This window comes from Kordia sp. (assembly GCF_045105435.1).
Classification (GTDB): Bacteria; Bacteroidota; Bacteroidia; order Flavobacteriales; family Flavobacteriaceae; genus Kordia.
The window spans coordinates 14,512-33,623 of record NZ_JBGCDL010000099.1; the positions used below are offsets into that span (position 1 = coordinate 14,512).

Genomic DNA, 19,112 nt, shown 5'->3' on the forward strand with positions numbered 1-19,112 from the left:
TTTGTGTAACACTTAAACCCATTTATGAAAAAAAGTTTTCTTATTTCCACCACAATGGTATTGTTTTTGGTGAGCTGTACCCAAAAAAGCACTGATAAAGTCAGTTCATCTTTAAATTTTGAAAAAGGATTCACACAAACAATTGTGTATGAAACCGAAACAAGTGCCAGTCAAATGGGATCTTTTCAAGAGATGAATGTTGTTAAATTTCAGTTAGATGAAATTACGAATGACAGTGCTTTTGTATTTACAGGAAAAGTGACTCGCATGCAATATACCTCTGATATGTTTGGAGAGAAAGAAAGCGTAGACACCGACAATGTAAATACTGATGGTATGAGTAGCAATGAATTGGATATGTATACCGATATTAAAAGGTATGTTAATGAGGAGTTTACTTTTACGCTGAATAAATACGGAAATGTGATTAAAAGTTCTGAATTTAAAAATAAACCATCTTATATTGATCCTTCAGTAATTGGACAATATACAACAGTACCAACAATGAGTTTTCCTAAAGAAAAACTAGCCGTAGGCACAACATGGGAATACAATACAACGAATCCTTTGATTGCATCACAAAAAATAAAGTTTGTGTATACAATAGATGATATTTCGAAAGATAAAATTTTTATTGACGTTAATATGACCATTGATGGAATTGCAGGAATGCTAAAAAAGAGTACTGCAAAAGGAACGTATGAAATTGACCGAAACACGAAACGATTTATTAAAGGAGAACGCACAATGAATATACAAACTGGTGGCGGAAAAGTGACTTATAAAATTTATGAACAGTAAATAAATGCTCCTAAATTAATCAACGACAACCACGTGTTTTTACACAAAAAACTATGCTTAAACAACAACTAAATTTTAGATTATCTCAAAAACTATCTCCACAACAAATTCAGTTGATGAAGTTGATTCAATTGCCTACACAAGCTTTTGAACAACGTCTGAAACAAGAATTGGAGGAAAACCCTGCATTAGATAGCGGAAAAGAACAACTTGATGAATTTGATTCTGATTTGTCAAACGATTATGAAGATGATTATGGAAATGAATCTATCACCGCAGAAGACATCAATGTAGACGAATATTTGAGTGATGACGAAATTCCGAATTACCGTTTGCAAGCCAATAATTATAGTGTTGACGATGAAGAAAAAAGCGTTCCGTATGCTTCTGGAACATCTTTTAATCAGCATTTAAAGAATCAATTGAATACGTTTCGACTTTCTGAAGAAGACCGAGAAGTTGCTGAGTTTTTGATTGGAAGTGTAGATGAAAGTGGTTATATCCGTAGACCTTTGGAAGATATTGTTGATGATTTAGCATTTACACAAAACATCTTTACAACCGATGAAAATATTGCGAAGATTTTACAAATTGTACATGAATTAGATCCTGCCGGAGTAGGCGCACGAAACTTACAGGAATGTTTGTTGATTCAGTTGCGAAGAAAAGAACCAACAGCTTCTATTGAAATGGCACTTAGCATTTTAGATAAGTCTTTTGAACATTTTACCAAGAAACATTACAAGAAACTTTTACAGAAATTTGATATTACCGAAGTAGAATTGCGCGATGCCATTTTAGAAATTGAACGTTTAAACCCAAAACCAGGTGGTTCGTATGCGGGAAATACAAAAATGATTGAGCATATTGTTCCCGATTTTACCATTCGCATCACAGAAGGTCTGTTAGAATTAACACTGAACGGACGAAATGCTCCTGAATTGCACGTTTCTAAGGAATACAACAACATGCTGAAAGGCTATAAAGACACGCGTCAAAAAACCAAATCGCAGAAAGATGCGGTGATGTTTATTAAACAAAAATTAGATGCCGCCAAATGGTTTATAGATGCTATTAAACAACGGCAACAAACACTTTTGGTAACCATGAATGCTATTTTGCATTATCAGGAAGAATATTTTCTTACAGGTGACGAACGCAAGTTGAAACCAATGATTTTGAAAGATATTGCAGATATGATCAATATGGATGTTTCTACAGTATCGCGTGTGGCAAATAGTAAATATGTAGATACACCTTATGGAACGAAATTGATTAAGGAATTTTTCTCAGAATCAATGAAAAATGAGCAAGGAGAAGATGTTTCTACACGTGAAATTAAAAAGATTTTAGAAACTGTTATTGAGGAAGAAAGCAAGAAAAAACCGTTGACAGATGAAAAACTTGCTACTATTTTAAAAGAGAAAGGCTATCCAATTGCTCGTAGAACGGTGGCAAAGTATAGAGAACAGCTCGATATTCCAGTTGCACGATTACGAAAGAAAATATAAATGCGCACTTTTTTAAAAGTAATATCATACATATTTCATCCTGTTTTTATTCCCGTAATGGCTACCGTTGGCTTTTTTATGGTCACACCACGCATGTATGATTTTGATTTTAAAGTAGATGTTTCGATTACGATTTCCATTTTCACTATTTTTATTCCAATCTTAACATTTATTCTTTTGCAACGTTTTCGACTGATCGAATCTATTTTTGTAAAAGATGTGAAACAACGTAGAATTCCACTCTATTTGTATGCATTATTGCTGTTTTTAGTGATCACTAAAGTCATTCCGAAATCTATTTTTGCAGAATTATATGATTTCTTTTTAGCCACCTTAATTTCAACAACAATCTGTTTGCTTTTTGTGCTGTGTCGTGTAAAAGCGAGCATGCACATGATGGGAATTTCTGGCTTGGTCATGTTTCTTATAGTGCTGAGCATTACGTATCAACTTAACATTACCTTTGCTTTGAGTATTCTTATTTTTATGATTGGACTTGTAGGCACATCGCGTTTGTACTTAAAAGCGCATACATTTACTGAGCTTATTATTGGCTTTTTTATCGGTTGGATTCCGCAATTGTTGGTAATGACCGATTGGTTATAAGATGTAAAACAGTAACCCAACTTTGATAATACTCATTTCAAATTGCTCGCCATCTGTAGTAAAAGTGGTGTCTTTAAAAAGTTTGTTCAATCCATAATACACGTGAAAATTCCATGTATTATATCCTGCACTTAGCGTCAATCCGTATTGAAAACGATTGATATCGTCATTTTGAAACTTTATTTTTTCGTCATTACTTACAAATTTAGAGATTCCTGAAAAGATATATCCAAGTTTAAATCCGCCATAAACACGCCAAAACTTATAGTTTGATGCGGTAGAAGTTCGCCAACGAAACTCTATTGGGAGTTCCACAACATGTGTTCTGTATTTATTCCGTTTAAAACTTTCGCCGCCATCAATTACCTGATAAGAAATTTCAGTATCAGTTTCAATAGCTTTTAAATTATGAAAGTAGGCATTGTACGAATAGCCCACACCAATTCCGATCGCTTTATTTCGTTTTTCATTTATTGGGAAATCGCGAATAAAGCCCAAGTGAATTCCGTTAGATAAATTGTTTTGAGAAATTTCACTAGGTCGGTTTTGAAGAATATTATAGGTAAATCCAATATAAAATTGATCTTCTCGATATGTATTATCAGGAATTGTATCCTGCATTGCTTCTTCTTGTGCAACCCCAAATTGCACACTTAAAACAACTAAAATTCCAATAACAATATGTTTCATTCTATTCTATTTTGAGAAGATAATTTTTCAATTATGTAACAAGATAATACAAAAAAAGCACTCTTTTGAAAGAGTGCTTTTAGATATTAAAATTTAAGATTTTCTATTTTAAATTTTGACTTGAACTTCCAGGTCTTGTTGTATAATTAATTTTCAGTGCATTAATTTTACGAAGCTCTTGTTTGATATCAGATACAAGTCCCATATTTGTTTGATTATCTACTTTTAAAGCAGTAATAGCTACATTTCTGAACTGTTCACCTAATTCTGTATTCACTGTATTAATCCAGTAATCTTTAATTTCACTAACATCAGCAAACTTATCATTCAACTGAATTTTTGGTTGTGAACCTACATCTTTTCGATATCTTTCACTTGGTTTCCCTGCATAAATATAAATAACTGGATCTGTTTTATCTAGTTTTTGTATTTGATCGGCATACGGTAAATTTTGCGCTACTTTGTAATCATCTTTTTTAAACGTAGTTACGGTCATAAAGAAGAATAATAACATAAATACAATATCAGGCAAAGCTGCTGTAGATACTGGTGGCAATTCGCCACTTTTTTTCTTTTTAAATTTAGACATAATACTATGTTTTAATTACTAGTTTCTGCTTCAGATATTTTTAAAGGAAATAATACTTTGATAGTATCTAATTTCTTTTTCAAACTTTTGATAAGTGCTTTATCGGTTGTTTGTTTGCTCGCTAACATAGAGTCAATTTTAGTATATGTTAGGTTTGCACCAAACATTCTTTTTGCTTCTCTATCTCTCAGGAAATTATACGCACCTACGAGTTCATTTTGTACTGCAAGAAATATTCCATAATCTGTTTCTCTATCATTTCTAACAGAAATAATTGCCTTATTAGGATGATCTGATGATTCTGTACTTTTCTTCCCTTTGCAATATGTACAACGTTCTCCTAGTTCGTTAACTCCTCCACCATTGTCAAGAAATTCAATTGCTGCTTCGCGCAGATCTTCGAGTTTCATTTCTTGGTCTTCAACCAAAAGATCATTATTTTTATTTACCAGTACAGTAAATAAGTTCTTTTGCTTAATAATTGGCGGAACTATTTCATCTTCCAGCATTGGCGGTAACTTTCTATTGATACCTGCGTCTTCTTCAAAGGTAGTAGTTACTAAGAAAAAGATAAGAAGTAAGAACGCGATGTCTGCCATCGATCCTGCGTTTACTTCTGGTATGTTTCTTCTTCCCATAATTATTTGTTAAGTGTTTTTTTAACTCCAAATCCTACCATTGCTAATATCGCAACTACTGCTAAGAAATAGAACATATAAATACCTGTACCAACCAACTTCGACATTGAAGATTCGATTGTGATGTCTCCTACTACTGTTAATGTATCGGTTGCAGCAACATAAGATAATATTGCAACAATTGCTAATACTGCCAAAGAGATTAAAGATTTCTTTAATGCTTGTGGATTTGTAGCCAAGTTTTTAATCCCAAAAAACAATGCGATAGCAGCAGTAACTGGAACAAGTATTTCACCTGCAACAATCATTTCATTTCCTGTTGATTTGCCCGTAAGGATCAAAATATACAGAATAGCTCCAACTAGCGCAATTACTGCGATTAAGACTGTTAATATTATTTTTAATTGTTTCATAGTATATTATTGTATTGTATAAAGTTGAGAGTATTATTTCTTGTAACGAACCAATAAATCTATTAAAGAAATAGATGAATCTTCCATATCGTTTACAATACTATCAATTTTAGCAATAATATAGTTATAGAAAATTTGAAGTATAATACCTACAATAAGACCAAATACTGTTGTTAATAAGGCTACTTGAATAGAACCTGCAATTAAAGATGCATCCATTGTTCCTGCTGCTTGAATATCAGAGAAGGCTTGGATCATACCAATTACTGTTCCCATGAATCCTAACATCGGCGCAATTGCGATGAATAAAGAAATCCAAGATACATTTTTTTCCAATTGTCCCATTTGAACTCCTCCGTAAGATACAACTGCTTTTTCAGCATTGTCTACTCCTTCGTCCATACGGTCTAATCCTTGATAGAAAATAGACGCAACGGGTCCTTTTGTATTTCTAGCAACTTCTTTCGCTGCTTCTACTCCACCACTTGCGAGTGCATTTTCAACATTTGCTAATAATTTCTTATTATTAGTTGTTGCCATATTTAAGTAGATGATTCTTTCGATACATATTGCTAATCCTAAAATAAGACATAACAATACAATTCCCATGAATTCTGGCCCACCTTTTATAAAGTATTCTTTTAATACTTGGTGAATACCTTGGCCTGCTTCTGCAGTTGCTTCAGCTTTTTCTTGAGCTGTTGCTACACCTACATTTAAAATCGTTAACATGGCTACAGCCATAATAGAAAATCCTTTTTTCATTTCTCTTGAACTTAAATTTTGTTAGTTAATCGGGTTAAAGATATAAAAATTTATAATAATGTGCGATATTTTTATGCAGAGAGGAAGGGATTCGAACCCTCGATACGGTTATGCCGCATACACACTTTCCAGGCGTGCGCCTTCGACCACTCGGCCACCTCTCTTTATTAAGGGCAAATAACAAAAAATATTTTAGTTTTTGAAATATATCCAGTTATTTTTAGGACATTTCACCCCTAATTTGTGTTTCAAAGACAGTTTTGAAGGTTAATTGGTCCATTTCCCTCCCCAAAAGATACATTAATTTTGCAATTGCAGCTTCCGTTGTAATGTCTTTACCACTTATAATATCTAGCTTCTTCAAGGCAACACTTGTTTGATATTGCCCCATAATAACTCTACCACCAGAACACTGCGAAACATTCACAATAATTATACCTTTTTTCTTTAATTTGTATAAAAATCCTAAAAACCATGCTTCTGTAGGTGCATTTCCTGCTCCATACGTTTCTAAAATGACTGCTTTTATGGTATTTGAAGCTAAAAAACCTTCCAAACTTGCTCGTGTTATGCCCGGAAATAGTTTTATTAATGCAATATTATTGTCAATTTCTTTATGAACTTTGAATAGTTTTCCTTTTTCTGGACGCCATAAATTTTCTTTAAATATTTTTAAATGCACACCCGATTCTGCCAAAGCAGGATAATTTAACGAGTTGAAAGCTTCAAAATGTTCCGCATTTATTTTTGTGGTTCTATTTGCTCTGTATAATTTGTATTCAAAGTATAAACCTACTTCAGTTATTTGCGGATTTCCATTTTCGTCTTGTAAAGATGCTAATTGAATGGAGGTAATCAAGTTTTCTTTTGCATCTGTACGCAAATCACCAATTGGCAATTGCGAGCCCGTAAATATGACAGGTTTTGCTAAGTTTTCTAACATAAAACTCATCGCGGAAGCTGTATAACTCATTGTATCACTTCCATGCAACACCACAAAACCATCAAAAGCATCGTAATTTTCTTCAATTGCAGTTGCCATTCGTATCCAACATTTCGGATTCATATCGGAGGAATCTATAGGAATATCAAAAGCAATGGTTTCTATATCACAATCCAAATGCGAAAGTTCGGGAATGCGCTCTAAAAGCTTGTCAAAATCAAACGCACGCAAAGCGCCTGTTTCAAAGTCTTTGATCATTCCAATGGTTCCACCTGTGTATATGAGTAATATTTTTGGTTGTGTCATTTTTGGGTGTTGGATTTTGTTTTTTTGTTGATTTGTCTTTTGTTGATTCGTTAATTCGTCAATTCGTCAATTCGTCAATTCGTTGATTCGTTGATTCGTTGATTTGTTGATTTGTTGATTTGTTGATTCGTCAATTTGTTTGTCGAACTCTTATGTATTTAGTTTCAAATTCAACTTCAGCTTTAAACACCAAATATTTCTTTTGAGTTTTCTGTGGTGATTTTGGCAACTTCTTCGGTTGATATTTCGTAAATAGACGCTACTTTTTCAAGTACATTCATTACATAACTGCTTTCATTTCGCTTTCCTCTAAATGGTGTTGGCGCTAAGTATGGAGCATCTGTTTCTAAAACAATGTGTTGTAACGGAATTTCATTTAAAAATTTATCAATCTTCCCATTTTTAAAAGTCACAACACCACCAATTCCCAGTTTCATATTGTATCCAATGGCCTTTTCGGCTTGTGTTTTTGTTCCTGTAAAGCAATGAAATATTCCGAATAATCCATCTCCTTTTTCTTTTTCTAATACTTCAAAAACCTCATCAAAAGCATCTCGACAGTGAATTACTATAGGAAGTTTGTATTTTTTTGCAAGTTGAATTTGATATTGAAACGCTTCTTGCTGTGCTGCTAAAAAGGTTTTATCCCAATATAAATCGATTCCAATTTCGCCAACTGCATAAAATTTTCGTTCCGCCAAAAGCGATGCTACATGCGCAATTTCTTCTTTATAGTTTTCTTTCACATGCGTTGGATGCAATCCTGACATGAGAAATACTTCGTTCGGATAGTCTTTTTCGAGTTGAAACATACGTTCCGTGTATTCAGAATCAATAGCTGGCACAAAGAAACGTTTTACTCCATTTTGCATAGCGCGGCGCATCATTTCATCTCTATCTTCATCAAATGCTTCACTATATAAATGTGTATGTGTATCTGTTATTATCATGCCGTAAAAATAGTGTTTTCCATAAGATTTTTTAGAAGACTCTATTTTAAAACTGTATTTTTGTGTGAATTTGAATTAGATATTTGTGTAGATGAAAAAAAGTTTGCGAAAGTTTTTACTTGACAAAGGATACAAACGTATCCAACTGAATAAAATTAACACCAATCATTACGAAGTAAAAGCGAAGATTAATGGTGTAGAAGGAAGTTTTATTTTGGACACAGGCGCTTCTACTTCTTGTGTTGGCTTTGAAGCTGTAAAGATTTTTAATTTGATTGCGAAAGATTCAAAGATTAAAGCTGCTGGCGCTGGTGCTGTGAATATGGAAACACAGATTTCTAAGAAGAATAAGATTCGTATCGGAAAGTGGAAAAAGCAAAAAGTTGCCTTAGTTTTATTCAATCTAGATCATGTAAATACTGCCTTGACACAACATAAAGCCGAACCTGTACACGGAATTATTGGCGCAGATATTTTACAAAGAGGAAAAGCAGTGATTGATTATGATAAGAATTGCTTGTACTTGAAGTAAACTAGATTGCTAGATTATATTCTCTGAAAATATTTTTTTTCAGAAACTCCTCAACTTACAACATTGAATGCGCCTTTTAGGCTTTTCAATGTTGAGTTTCACTAAAAAACAGGTAGTTTCACGTATTGTTTGAATTGCTTTTTTTTAGAATTTTACACTATTATTAATTAAATAATAGTTGTTATGACTTTCCTTTATCAAAATAACAGACGATTTATGGTGCTTTTTGTGATACAAATAGTCTTATTGATTGTTGGGTTTTGTGTAAATATTTATGCCTTGCTGTAATTTTTTTTGCACTTTAAAACCTTTATATATAGTTTCCGCTTATTTCTGAGTTTCGTTAGATGATTGTTGTTGCTGATAGTTAATCGTGTCTAACGTAACTTTTTGCTGCTGCTTATATAGTTTTACAACCTTAATCGTTCGTTTTTGATTTGGTGAACCATAGTTTGTATAGAGCGTATATTTTAAATAGGTTGGATTGAATGACTTTTCATTTTCTAAACTTTTTATGTTTATCATCCATTTGCCTGTTATATCTGCTTCATCAATAATAAATTCCTCAGTATGATAGCCGTTTTTTGCTTCATCGAGCAGGCGCTCTTTTTTAGATTCTAAGGAATGTTTCCAAGTGTAGAATTTTTTGGAAGGATTTACAAATTGCAGTTCAAATTCTGCATCTGTTCTATTCCATTCTAACACGATACGCACATCATAATGAAAAGTTGCTTTGAGCAAGTTAGATGGAATGTCTTTATAATTGAGCTCTACTCTGTGTCTGCGAAGTAATTGCTGCATTTCGCTTAAAAGTGGCTTTTCCAATCCTGAAAAATCTATATTTTCAAACGAATCTGTGAGCATTTTTACATATAAATCTAATGATTCTTGATAGTTTCCAGCGCGTTTGTACACCAATGCTAAATCTCTATACGATTGAGATGCATTTGGCAACAATACTGCAATTCGTTGGTATACTTTTTTAGCTGCGGCAAATTCTCCAAACTCTTCTAATTTATACGCTAAACTTTTTAAAGCTTTGGGATTTTCAATAGCAAGTACTTCAATATTTTTTAAGATGTCTACCCCTTTTTCATGATTCCATCTTTTAAAATACTCAGCAGTATCTAAAAAATACGGAATCGTTTTGCGCATTGGGTTTTGCTTTTGTTTTTCATATATCTCTAGCGCTTGCGTATAGTTTTTTGCTGTTTCTAGTTCTAACATATACAACGATTTTTCTTCGGAAATTGATATAACAGGAATCGTTTCTTTGTAATTATTATTAGTCAACAAAGCACTATTCACAACATTTCCATCCGCATTTTTTTGTAAGAATCTATTTTTTGAAGTGATTAAGATGGTTGGTGATCCTCCATATAATATGGTTGAAGCGATCGATTTTAAAACTACAATATTATCAATACTACGAATTTCAATATCGTCAATGCTTCCGCCAAATGGAAAACCATCATAGTATATATTTACTATTTGACCTCTTAGTTTTAATACAGCTCCTGCAGGTCCTATATTGTTATTGTTTGTTCCTCCACCAAAACCACTTCGTGCCGTTTGACTAAATCGTGATGCCGCATTTGATTCGCCATTGTACACAAATAAACCTGCTACACTACCGCGCAATACATCGGTTACATAAATATGTTGTGGTCCAATATCTTCTGAACTTATGACTGTACTTGCGCCAAATGTGTTTAAATTTACACGTCCAAATCCTGTATCAACGTATTTTTTCTTTTTCTCTTTCTTAGCTCCTTTTAAAGTAACTGTATTTAGCAATTCGGCATTTGAGGTAAGTGCTATATCTAGCGGTTTCAAATCGCGTACAACGATTTCTTTTCTTTCCATACCTAAGTATTTCACCACAAGTGTATCACCTACGGAAGCTCCAATTTCAAACAGACCATCAAAATCGGTATGTGCAACGGTAAAACTATTTTTTACACGAACAGATGCATTTTGAATGGATAACTTTTTTTCTGCGGAAACCGTTCCTTTGAGCATATTTTTAGATTGAACTACCGCATCAGCAGTCAAATAAATTTTGTCTGTGACAGATAAATATCTGTTGAGTTTGTACATTTCTGTTGTAACTTCTTTATATCCATTAGCCAATAGCTGAAAACGATCATTTTCACCGATCCAACCTTCATCAAAAGTTAGTGTGAATTTTCCAGAAGCATCTGTAATAGCTTTTAGGTCTTTTCCTGGAAATTCTACGTTTACATACGGTATAGGCTCCTTGGTTTCTCTATCTAAAATATATGCGTCAATCTTAACTTCATATTGTGCGAATGCAGTAAAAACGAAGAAAAACGAAATTAATAAACAGGTATTTTTTTTCATGGTAGCTGATTTTTTATTTAGTCATTTAAGAAAGTTAATTCTTACATAAAAACGACACTAATTACCCTTATAAGATACTGAATATTAAAATACAAACCTATAGTTAACTTCTTAAAAAGAGTTAATTTAAACCAAAAAAAAAGACCATTACTAAGAAGTAACAGTCTTTTATAGGTCTTGTGAATTTATTTTTAAAGTTCCAATGCTCTTTTTACATTATTGTCCATTAATAATTCTTCTGGATTTTCTAATGCTTCTTTTACAGCGACTAAGAAACCTACAGATTCTTTTCCGTCAATGATTCTGTGATCGTACGATAAAGCCACATACATGATTGGAAGAATAACCACTTGGCCGTTTACAGCCATTGGTCTTTCTACAATGTTGTGCATTCCTAAAATTCCAGACTGCGGCGGGTTTATGATTGGTGTCGATAACATGCTTCCGAAAACTCCACCATTTGAAATTGTGAATGTTCCGCCTGTCATTTCATCAACTGTAATTTGTCCGTCTCTTGCTCGTATTGCCAATCTTTTCACTTCAGATTCTACACCTCTAAACGATAGGTTTTCTGCATTTCTAATGACAGGAACCATTAATCCTTTTGGTCCAGAAACCGCGATACTGATATCACAGAAATCGTAACTTATCATTTCTTTTCCATCAATCATAGAGTTTACTGCCGGATATAATTTTAACGCTCTTACAATAGCCAAAGTAAAGAAAGACATAAACCCTAAACTTACGCCGTGCTTTGCTTTAAACGTTTCTTTATATTCTTTACGCAATGCAAAAATTGGTGCCATATTAACTTCGTTAAATGTAGTTAACATTGCCGTTTCATTCTTAGCCGATACTAAACGCTCCGCAACTTTTCTACGCAACATTGATAATTTTTTACGTTCACTTCCACGCGTTCCACCTGATGGTGTTCCCATGCTTGGTTGTGCTTTTGCAGCGTCATCTTTTGTAACACGGCCATCTTTTCCAGTTCCTTTTACTGCTCCTGCGTCCATTCCTTTTTCAGCTAATATTTTCTTAGCTGCTGGAGATGCACTTCCTGATGCATACGTTTTTGCAGGTTCCGCAGCTTTTGGTGTTTCCACAGGTTTTACAGCTTCAGCTTTTGGCGCATCCGCTTCCTTTGGTGTGTCGCCACTTGGTGCTGCTGCACTTGTATCAATCAAACAAACTACTTGTCCAACTTCTACTTCATCGCCTTCCTCGGCTTTTAAGGTGATTGTTCCACTAGCTTCTGCGGGCAACTCTAAAGTTGCTTTATCAGAATCAACCTCAGCAATTGCTTGGTCTTTTTTTACATAATCGCCGTCTTGTACTAACCACTCTGCAATTTCTACTGTAGTGATTGATTCTCCTGGCGAAGGAACTTTCATTTCTAAAATCATCGTGTTCTATATTTTAGTTTTTATTTTACTTTTTTTTGGCGTTCACTTCGACTACGCTCAGTGTCCCGCGTGATTAATTTTTGATTTTATCAAACTTCTGTTTACAGCGCTTATAAAAAACGCGTGTATTGAGCGAAGTCGAAATATCAATCCTTAACGCATATTATTTTTAGTCTTATCAAAAACATACGCAATTACTTCTGCATGACGACGTTTTGATCGTACTGAACTTCCTGCTGCTGGCGCTCCGTAAAATCGTCTAGAGGCAACTCTAAAGTTTTTTACTTCATCCATGTGCATTAATAAGTGACTGTACGCTCCCATGTTTCTTGGTTCTTCTTGTGCCCAAACAATATCGTCTGCGTTTGTATATTTTGCGAGTGTTTCTTTTATTTCTGTTTTTGGCAATGGAAATAATTGTTCCAATCGCACCAAAGCAACATCGTCTTCTCTACCTTGAACTTCACGTTCTTTTAGTAAATCGTAATAGAATTTACCTGTACAGAATACTAATGTTTTTACTTTAGCTGCTTTTGCATCAACATCATCAATTAAGGTCTGAAATTCTCCGTTTGCAAATTCATCTACAGATGATACTGCCGCTGGAAGACGCAATAAACTTTTTGGTGTAAACACAATTAATGGTTTTCTAAAGTCTGCTTTCATCTGACGACGCAGCAAGTGATAAAAGTTTGCTGGCGTTGTACAATCGGCAATAAACATATTATCTTTTGCACACATTTGCAAGTAACGTTCCATACGTGCTGATGAATGTTCTGCTCCTTGTCCTTCATAACCATGCGGCAACAACATTACCAATCCGTTTTGTGTTTTCCATTTATCTTCTCCCGAAGAAATATATTGATCAATCATAATTTGCGCTCCATTACTGAAGTCTCCAAATTGTGCTTCCCAAATAGTTAGTGTTTTTGGGCTCGCCATTGCATATCCATAATCAAACCCAACCACACCATATTCTGAAAGTAATGAGTTATAGATATAGAAATTACCTTGTTCTTTAGCAACATTGTCTAATAATTTAATTTCTTCTTCCGACTCTTCTACTTTCACTACAGCATGACGATGCGAGAAAGTTCCTCTTTCCACGTCTTGTCCTGAAATACGTACATCAAAACCTTCTTGAAGTAATGAACCATACGCTAACATTTCTCCCATTCCCCAATCAATTTCGTCTTTTTCAAAGTACATTGTATGTCGCTCAGAAACAATTTTATTGATTTTGCGCAAGAACTTTTTGTCTTCGGGCAATTTTGAAACTGCTGTTGCAATTTCTGCTAGTTTGTCTTTAGGATATGTTGTGTCTATATTTTTTATCATTTCCTTTTCATCTACTCTTCCAAAATCTTTCCAAGTATCTTGCATGAATGGCGTAATGACTGTTTTTTCTTCTTTACGAGAATCTTCTAATTTTACTTCTAGTGAGTCTTTGTATTGTTTTTCTAATTCTTTTACATAGTTTTCATCAATAATTCCTTGTCGCTGTAATTTTTCAGCGTAGATATCACGTGGATTGCTATGTTTTGAAATTGCTTTATATAGTTTTGGTTGTGTAAAACGCGGCTCATCACCTTCGTTATGACCATATTTACGATACCCAAGTAAGTCAATAAATACATCACGCTGAAATGTCATTCTGTATTCTAAAGCAAATAACATTGCGTGTACTACGGCTTCTGCTGCATCAGCATTGACGTGTAATACTGGTGAAAGCGTTACTTTTCCAACATCTGTACAGTATGTAGACGAACGTGCGTCTAAGTAGTTTGTGGTAAATCCGACTTGATTGTTGACAACAATATGAATAGTTCCACCTGTTTTGTAACCGTCTAATTGTGACATTTGCACAATTTCGTATACTAAACCTTGTCCGGCAACTGCGGCATCACCGTGAATAACTATTGGTAATACTTCTGAGAAGTTGTCAGTATAATTACGATCTTGTTTTGCTCTAGCAATTCCTTCTACAACTGCACCAACAGTTTCAAGGTGAGAAGGATTTGGCGCAATGTTCATGCTTATTTTCTTTCCAGAATCTGTTTCTCTGTCCGAAGTTAATCCTAAGTGATATTTTACATCTCCATCAAAAATTGCTTCTTCATAGTCTTTTCCATCAAATTCGCTAAAAATATTTTTGGCTGATTTCCCAAAGATGTTCGTCAATACATTTAGACGACCTCTGTGTGCCATTCCTAGTATAAATTCTTTCACGCCTTTGTCTGCGGCTTTTTCAACAAGCGCATCTAATCCTGGAATTAATGATTCTCCACCTTCAAGTGAGAATCGTTTTTGACCAACATATTTGGTGTGTAAGAAGTTTTCAAAAGAAACCGCTTCGTTTAGTTTTTTGAGGATGTGCTTTTTTTCATCGTTCGAAAACTTAGGGTGATTGTCATTAATATTCAGTTTATTCTGAATCCATTCAATCTGCTCAGGTTTTCTAATATACATATATTCCACTCCGATAGACTCGCAGTAAATACGTTCTAAATGTGCAATAATTTCTCGAAGTGTGACTTTTCCGATACTTAAAATTTCGCCAGCTTCAAACATTTTGTCTAAATCGCTTTCGCTTAGTCCAAAGTTCTCTAGTGCTAGTGTTGGCTCATACTTTCTTCGCTCACGCACAGGATTTGTTCTGGTGAATAAATGTCCTCTAGTACGATAACCGTCAATAAGTTTTACAACTTGGAACTCTTTTTTTACATTTTCAGGAACGACTACCTTAGTAATTGTTTCTGTTGCTTCAGCTGTTTCTTCGCCATAGCTTTCAGTTCCAAAATCGTATCCTTGAAAGAACGCACGCCAACTTGGCTCTACGCTATCTGGGTTTTGTAAGTATTGATCGTATAATTCAGCAAAATATGCTGTATGTGCTGCATTTAAAAAGGAAAATCTATCCATGTTTTTTCTTTCTCGTCTTGTTTCGACAAAATTTTATCAAAAATACAACTTTTGATAAAAACACATCATAAGTTTTGTATATATTTATGGGAATAATCTATAAGTTTTCCCATAAATGAAAAATTCCGTTTTTTATCGCCCAAAAAGTACTTTGGTACTCATTTTCATGTTTTTGCTATCTTTTTCAGCGTTTTCACAAAATAACACTAATACTTCCCAAGGAAGTGATTTTTGGAGAAATGTACGTTTTGGTGGTGGATTGGGACTCGGTTTTGCCAATGGAATTTTTAGTGCAACCGTAGCTCCGAGTGCTATTTATGATTTTAATTCGCAGTTTTCAGCAGGTATGTCATTGAACTACACGTATTTTAACGACGATGATTTTTTTAAATCTACTATTGTTGGCGGAAGCTTTATTGGTTTGTTTAATCCGTTGCCGGAGATTCAACTTTCAAGCGAGTTTGAATATGTCAATGTGAGCAGAAATTTTGAAGACCCAATTTTTGAAGATGATAATTATTGGCAACCTGCCGTATTTTTTGGAATTGGATACAGGACTAGCAATGTCACTTTTGGGGTTCGCTATAATGTTTTACACGATGACGATAAGAGTATTTATGCAGATGCTTTGGTGCCGTTTTTTAGAGTTTATTTTTAAACCACACTTTTTGCCATTCGCGTTTTAGCATTAAAAAGGCTACTTGTTCGGAGAGAATTACTGTGTCAGAACCATCTAGCGCTTTTATTTTTGATTCAGAAACGTCCATGATGTAGAGTAGATTCAGGTATTCAGCAAATTTTTCTTGAATTAACTGATACACAATAGCGTGCAATTCTCTTTGCAAGGATTTTGGAGAAATATCCACTGGAAACGTTTCTTCAATATTTGCCATCGTAAAGTCCTTGTTAAGTTGTGCTATCAACTTTTCATACAATTCTTCTTTTGTGGCATCTACCAATAATTCTTCTATGTGCTTGTGTTTTTTTAGCATGTGACGAATTTACTAAAATTCAATTTACTTAAAACTAGAAAAACCTTAAAAAGATTAGGGTTTTGTAATGAAATATTGAAAGTTTTATGCGGCTTCCTGTTTTTTATCGTCTAATAGTTTTTGAATTGCTGTGATGGTTTTTCGTTCGCTTGATCTGTGAATTTATTTGTCGTTTACGTTGTCTATGAATTCTTGACTAGGTAATTCAATTTCGACTGATTTACCACCTCTTGTATTAATTAACGTGAGTTCGATTAAGAAGATGTTTTAATTGTTTTAAAATAAAGAAGAAACATCTTATGATGCTACAAACTAAAGTAAACATGAAACTTCACATGTCCTATAATTGTCCTATATACAGTAAAAATGCACAATTAAAAGAGATTTGTCACACTTTTGTCCTCAAAATTTCTTCATAATAATTACTGTCTAAAACTACTTTTGGAGTATTAATTAATACATCACTAAACCGGTTTTATTTTTTTTAATTCAAAAACGTAATTATTATGAAAACAAAAATTATTTTTTATCAAATTGCTTTTATAGCATCGCTACTATTTACGAACATTACTTACGGGCAACTTTGCGCTCAAGTTGGAGGAGATAACAATGACGAAGTTTTTGAAGTACACCAACCGAATTCAAATAGAATTTTGGTTGCTGGACACACCGACTCGTTTGGAAATGGAAAATCTGATCTTTATTGTGCTTCTTTTTTAAACAATGGAGCTCCTGTATGGAGCAGCGCTATTGGATACGATGGAGACGAAACTTTTGCTAGTAGCATCATCACTTCCAATTCACAATTTGTGATTGCAGGTACACACCAAGATGCAAATTCAAACCTAAATACAGACATCATTGTATTTAGATTGGCCCTGAATGGAAATCCTGTATGGAGACAACGAATTTCATTTCCAGGTTTCAATCTTTCAGCTGCTAGAGTTTTAGAAACTTCCAACAATCATATTCTTGTAGTAGGCACACAATCTGATGGAATTACTGTAAACAGATCCTTTTTTGCATTGTTAGATGGTACTACAGGAACTCCAATTACATCTAGAAGTATTAACATTCTTAATTCGCATCGTGTTGAAGATGCAATAATTGCTAATGACAATTCTATTGCTGTTGTAGCTTCAGATTTAAATGGAGGCGGTTTTTTCTTTTACAGAATTACTGCAATGTCTAGTTTTATTTCAAAAATTAGTCTTATGCATCCACAACAAGGTAATCTTGGAGATCATATTCCTAGAGAAATTTTGGAAACCGATGAAGGCAATTTCATTATTGTTGGCGGTACTACTAATGAGCCTAACAATCTATCTTTTGGTTTTATAACGGCTGTAAATCCTATGGGATCTTTTATTAATGGAGTCTTGGTAGCTGGAACTACTTCCACAATATCTAGCAAAGGAAATATGTTAGAGAGTATCCATAAAATACCAAATTCACAACTTTTCTTAATTGCAGGAGAATTGGATAGATTTAAATATCTCGCTACCTTTGACACTAGTATTTCACTAGTTAACTCTAGAATTTATGGTCAATTCAATTCCAAACTATTTGATGCTATTTCCTCACCATCTGGAAATATGTTAGCAGGTGGTATAGATCCTGGCCCTGAAGGTTTTTCATTGCTTCCGCTAAGAAATGGATCCGTTATGAGCACACTTCCTGATTTGACTAATTGTTGTGCTGTAGATGAAATTGGCACGTTAGTTATAGGAAGAGATGAAACACGAACTAACTTTAAAGTTCTTCAAACAAATAACATCATCAACGCCACAGAAGATGGCAACATAATTACTGGAGGAACAGCAGCTCCTGTTTGTCTTCCTACTGCTTCTAGACAGCAGTTAAATGAAATCGAAGACACTACAATACTTCAAGTGTATCCAAATCCAGCAAAAAATACCGTATCTGTAAAAGTTGACGAAGAACTTTCTGAAAAAGAATATCAAATTTATAGCATGAGCGGAAGATTGCTTTTAAAAGGTATTTTCTCTAAAAACTCTACTGAAATAAACACTCAAAATTTACCAACGGGAACTTTCATATTAAAAATCTACGGCAGTACTCAAGTATATTCACATCATTTAGTCATCACGAAATAACTATTTTATATTTTTAAAAATCACGCAATAAAAAATCCTGACAGCAATGTTGGGATTTTTGTTTGAAATACATCTAAAACATTTTTCAAAAAAAACAAATACTTCAGTTTTAAACTAAAGCATTTATCTTAGAAATCTACCTAAATAGAGCGTCTATTTTGTAACTAAAAACTATAGAAAAAGTATCGTTTCCAAATAATAAAACGCTAAAAAAACAATGCTGCAACTACAGAAAGTATCATAAAAAAATGGTTGAATCAGCCTAAAAAACGCTTTTTTTGTACTACAAAATTGTATTGTAATTGACTAGAATCCTGTATGCTCGTTTTTTAAAAATTGAACTGTATTGCAACCTTTCAAGTGTTAAATGAATCTAAAAATTAACTTAAGTTTTAGATAAAATCTAACGCTTATACAAAAAAATCAACGCTTATACATTTGTTCTAGGATTTTAAAAAAGCATTTAATAGTTTTAGATAATTACTTCCCACACCAAACCATAAAATCACACCAAATTTTTTAATCTGAATAATCATGAATTATTCGGAAACAGGACAGGTATGTCCA

17 protein-coding genes and 1 tRNA gene are annotated in these 19,112 nt (G+C 33.8%); 6 read left to right on the forward strand and 12 right to left on the reverse strand.

What is annotated here, in order from left to right:
* The first annotated feature begins 24 nt into the window (after positions 1-24).
* Genes AB8B65_RS04785 through AB8B65_RS04795 form a run of 3 tightly spaced genes read left to right on the forward strand, consistent with a single transcriptional unit; the run spans position 25 to position 2,918 of the window.
* Positions 25-801, forward strand: a complete 777-nt coding sequence (locus tag AB8B65_RS04785) for a hypothetical protein (protein WP_405299717.1) — start codon at positions 25-27, stop codon at positions 799-801.
* Positions 802-854: 53 nt separating this feature from the next.
* A complete protein-coding gene (gene rpoN / locus AB8B65_RS04790; RefSeq protein ID WP_405299718.1) occupies positions 855-2,312 on the forward strand; it encodes an RNA polymerase factor sigma-54 in 1,458 nt (485 codons plus the stop codon).
* Entirely contained in the window at positions 2,313-2,918 is a 606-nt protein-coding gene (locus AB8B65_RS04795) for a phosphatase PAP2 family protein (RefSeq protein WP_405299719.1), read from the forward strand. It abuts the gene before it with no gap.
* On the opposite strand, the gene AB8B65_RS04800 is transcribed toward AB8B65_RS04795, so the two are convergent.
* The 8 genes from AB8B65_RS04800 to AB8B65_RS04835 form a co-directional block, all read right to left on the reverse strand.
* Positions 2,913-3,608, reverse strand: coding sequence for a porin family protein (locus AB8B65_RS04800; RefSeq protein ID WP_405299720.1), 696 nt, complete (start codon positions 3,606-3,608; stop codon positions 2,913-2,915). The two genes, AB8B65_RS04795 and AB8B65_RS04800, sit on opposite strands and share 6 nt — an antisense overlap.
* Before the next feature lie 103 nt (positions 3,609-3,711).
* Positions 3,712-4,197: an ExbD/TolR family protein gene (locus AB8B65_RS04805; RefSeq protein WP_405299721.1), complete on the reverse strand. Its 486-nt coding sequence runs from the start codon at positions 4,195-4,197 to the stop codon at positions 3,712-3,714.
* 11 nt (positions 4,198-4,208) lie between these two features.
* Positions 4,209-4,835, reverse strand: a complete 627-nt coding sequence (locus tag AB8B65_RS04810; protein WP_405299722.1) for an ExbD/TolR family protein — start codon at positions 4,833-4,835, stop codon at positions 4,209-4,211.
* A 2-nt stretch (positions 4,836-4,837) separates the two neighbouring features.
* Positions 4,838-5,248 carry a hypothetical protein gene (locus AB8B65_RS04815; protein ID WP_405299723.1) on the reverse strand — a complete coding sequence of 137 codons (411 nt, stop codon included), beginning with the start codon at positions 5,246-5,248 and terminating at the stop codon, positions 4,838-4,840.
* Positions 5,249-5,281: 33 nt separating this feature from the next.
* On the reverse strand, positions 5,282-6,013 hold the full coding sequence (locus AB8B65_RS04820) for a MotA/TolQ/ExbB proton channel family protein (RefSeq protein ID WP_405299724.1): 732 nt from the start codon (positions 6,011-6,013) through the stop codon (positions 5,282-5,284).
* 76 nt (positions 6,014-6,089) lie between these two features.
* Positions 6,090-6,177: transfer RNA gene (locus AB8B65_RS04825), tRNA-Ser, on the reverse strand.
* Positions 6,178-6,233: 56 nt separating this feature from the next.
* Complete coding sequence (locus AB8B65_RS04830) at positions 6,234-7,262, reverse strand: asparaginase (RefSeq protein WP_405299725.1); 1,029 nt, start codon at positions 7,260-7,262, stop codon at positions 6,234-6,236.
* A gap of 182 nt (positions 7,263-7,444) precedes the next feature.
* Positions 7,445-8,212, reverse strand: coding sequence for a TatD family hydrolase (locus AB8B65_RS04835; RefSeq protein WP_405299726.1), 768 nt, complete (start codon positions 8,210-8,212; stop codon positions 7,445-7,447).
* 91 nt (positions 8,213-8,303) lie between these two features.
* Between AB8B65_RS04835 and AB8B65_RS04840 the strand changes: the two genes are divergently transcribed.
* A complete protein-coding gene (locus tag AB8B65_RS04840) occupies positions 8,304-8,744 on the forward strand; it encodes a retropepsin-like aspartic protease (RefSeq protein WP_405299727.1) in 441 nt (146 codons plus the stop codon).
* A 327-nt stretch (positions 8,745-9,071) separates the two neighbouring features.
* Here the strand turns inward: AB8B65_RS04840 and AB8B65_RS04845 are convergent, their stop codons facing one another.
* From AB8B65_RS04845 to AB8B65_RS04855, 3 genes are all read right to left on the reverse strand, one after another.
* Positions 9,072-11,108 carry a carboxypeptidase-like regulatory domain-containing protein gene (locus tag AB8B65_RS04845; RefSeq protein WP_405299728.1) on the reverse strand — a complete coding sequence of 679 codons (2,037 nt, stop codon included), beginning with the start codon at positions 11,106-11,108 and terminating at the stop codon, positions 9,072-9,074.
* Between the two features lie 191 nt (positions 11,109-11,299).
* Positions 11,300-12,514, reverse strand: a complete 1,215-nt coding sequence (gene odhB, locus AB8B65_RS04850; RefSeq protein ID WP_405299729.1) for a 2-oxoglutarate dehydrogenase complex dihydrolipoyllysine-residue succinyltransferase — start codon at positions 12,512-12,514, stop codon at positions 11,300-11,302.
* Between the two features lie 153 nt (positions 12,515-12,667).
* Positions 12,668-15,436 (reverse strand): 2-oxoglutarate dehydrogenase E1 component, encoded by a 2,769-nt coding sequence (locus AB8B65_RS04855; protein ID WP_405299730.1) that lies wholly within the window; start codon positions 15,434-15,436, stop codon positions 12,668-12,670.
* 115 nt (positions 15,437-15,551) lie between these two features.
* Between AB8B65_RS04855 and AB8B65_RS04860 the strand changes: the two genes are divergently transcribed.
* The gene (locus AB8B65_RS04860; RefSeq protein WP_405299731.1) at positions 15,552-16,094 is read left to right on the forward strand and encodes an alpha-ketoglutarate decarboxylase; all 543 of its coding nucleotides are present in this window, start codon (positions 15,552-15,554) and stop codon (positions 16,092-16,094) included.
* On the opposite strand, the gene AB8B65_RS04865 is transcribed toward AB8B65_RS04860, so the two are convergent.
* A complete protein-coding gene (locus AB8B65_RS04865; RefSeq protein ID WP_405299732.1) occupies positions 16,078-16,428 on the reverse strand; it encodes a hypothetical protein in 351 nt (116 codons plus the stop codon). The genes AB8B65_RS04860 and AB8B65_RS04865 overlap by 17 nt on opposite strands.
* Before the next feature lie 506 nt (positions 16,429-16,934).
* Between AB8B65_RS04865 and AB8B65_RS04870 the strand changes: the two genes are divergently transcribed.
* On the forward strand, positions 16,935-18,545 hold the full coding sequence (locus tag AB8B65_RS04870; RefSeq protein ID WP_405299733.1) for a T9SS type A sorting domain-containing protein: 1,611 nt from the start codon (positions 16,935-16,937) through the stop codon (positions 18,543-18,545).
* Positions 18,546-19,112: the final 567 nt, after the last annotated feature.

Bases quoted from the DNA above. Each gene is read 5' to 3' on its own strand.
- AB8B65_RS04865 (WP_405299732.1), bottom strand. From the start codon at position 16,428: ATGCTAAAAAAACACAAGCACATAGAAGAATTATTGGTAGATGCCACA.
- AB8B65_RS04855 (WP_405299730.1), bottom strand. From the start codon at position 15,436: ATGGATAGATTTTCCTTTTTAAATGCAGCACATACAGCATATTTTGCT.
- AB8B65_RS04810 (WP_405299722.1), bottom strand. From the start codon at position 4,835: ATGGGAAGAAGAAACATACCAGAAGTAAACGCAGGATCGATGGCAGAC.
- AB8B65_RS04870 (WP_405299733.1), top strand. From the start codon at position 16,935: ATGAAAACAAAAATTATTTTTTATCAAATTGCTTTTATAGCATCGCTA.
- AB8B65_RS04815 (WP_405299723.1), bottom strand. From the start codon at position 5,248: ATGAAACAATTAAAAATAATATTAACAGTCTTAATCGCAGTAATTGCG.
- AB8B65_RS04785 (WP_405299717.1), top strand. From the start codon at position 25: ATGAAAAAAAGTTTTCTTATTTCCACCACAATGGTATTGTTTTTGGTG.
- AB8B65_RS04840 (WP_405299727.1), top strand. From the start codon at position 8,304: ATGAAAAAAAGTTTGCGAAAGTTTTTACTTGACAAAGGATACAAACGT.
- AB8B65_RS04795 (WP_405299719.1), top strand. From the start codon at position 2,313: ATGCGCACTTTTTTAAAAGTAATATCATACATATTTCATCCTGTTTTT.
- AB8B65_RS04820 (WP_405299724.1), bottom strand. From the start codon at position 6,013: ATGAAAAAAGGATTTTCTATTATGGCTGTAGCCATGTTAACGATTTTA.
- odhB (WP_405299729.1), bottom strand. From the start codon at position 12,514: ATGATTTTAGAAATGAAAGTTCCTTCGCCAGGAGAATCAATCACTACA.
- AB8B65_RS04845 (WP_405299728.1), bottom strand. From the start codon at position 11,108: ATGAAAAAAAATACCTGTTTATTAATTTCGTTTTTCTTCGTTTTTACT.
- rpoN (WP_405299718.1), top strand. From the start codon at position 855: ATGCTTAAACAACAACTAAATTTTAGATTATCTCAAAAACTATCTCCA.
- AB8B65_RS04805 (WP_405299721.1), bottom strand. From the start codon at position 4,197: ATGTCTAAATTTAAAAAGAAAAAAAGTGGCGAATTGCCACCAGTATCT.
- AB8B65_RS04800 (WP_405299720.1), bottom strand. From the start codon at position 3,608: ATGAAACATATTGTTATTGGAATTTTAGTTGTTTTAAGTGTGCAATTT.
- AB8B65_RS04860 (WP_405299731.1), top strand. From the start codon at position 15,552: ATGAAAAATTCCGTTTTTTATCGCCCAAAAAGTACTTTGGTACTCATT.
- AB8B65_RS04835 (WP_405299726.1), bottom strand. From the start codon at position 8,212: ATGATAATAACAGATACACATACACATTTATATAGTGAAGCATTTGAT.
- AB8B65_RS04830 (WP_405299725.1), bottom strand. From the start codon at position 7,262: ATGACACAACCAAAAATATTACTCATATACACAGGTGGAACCATTGGA.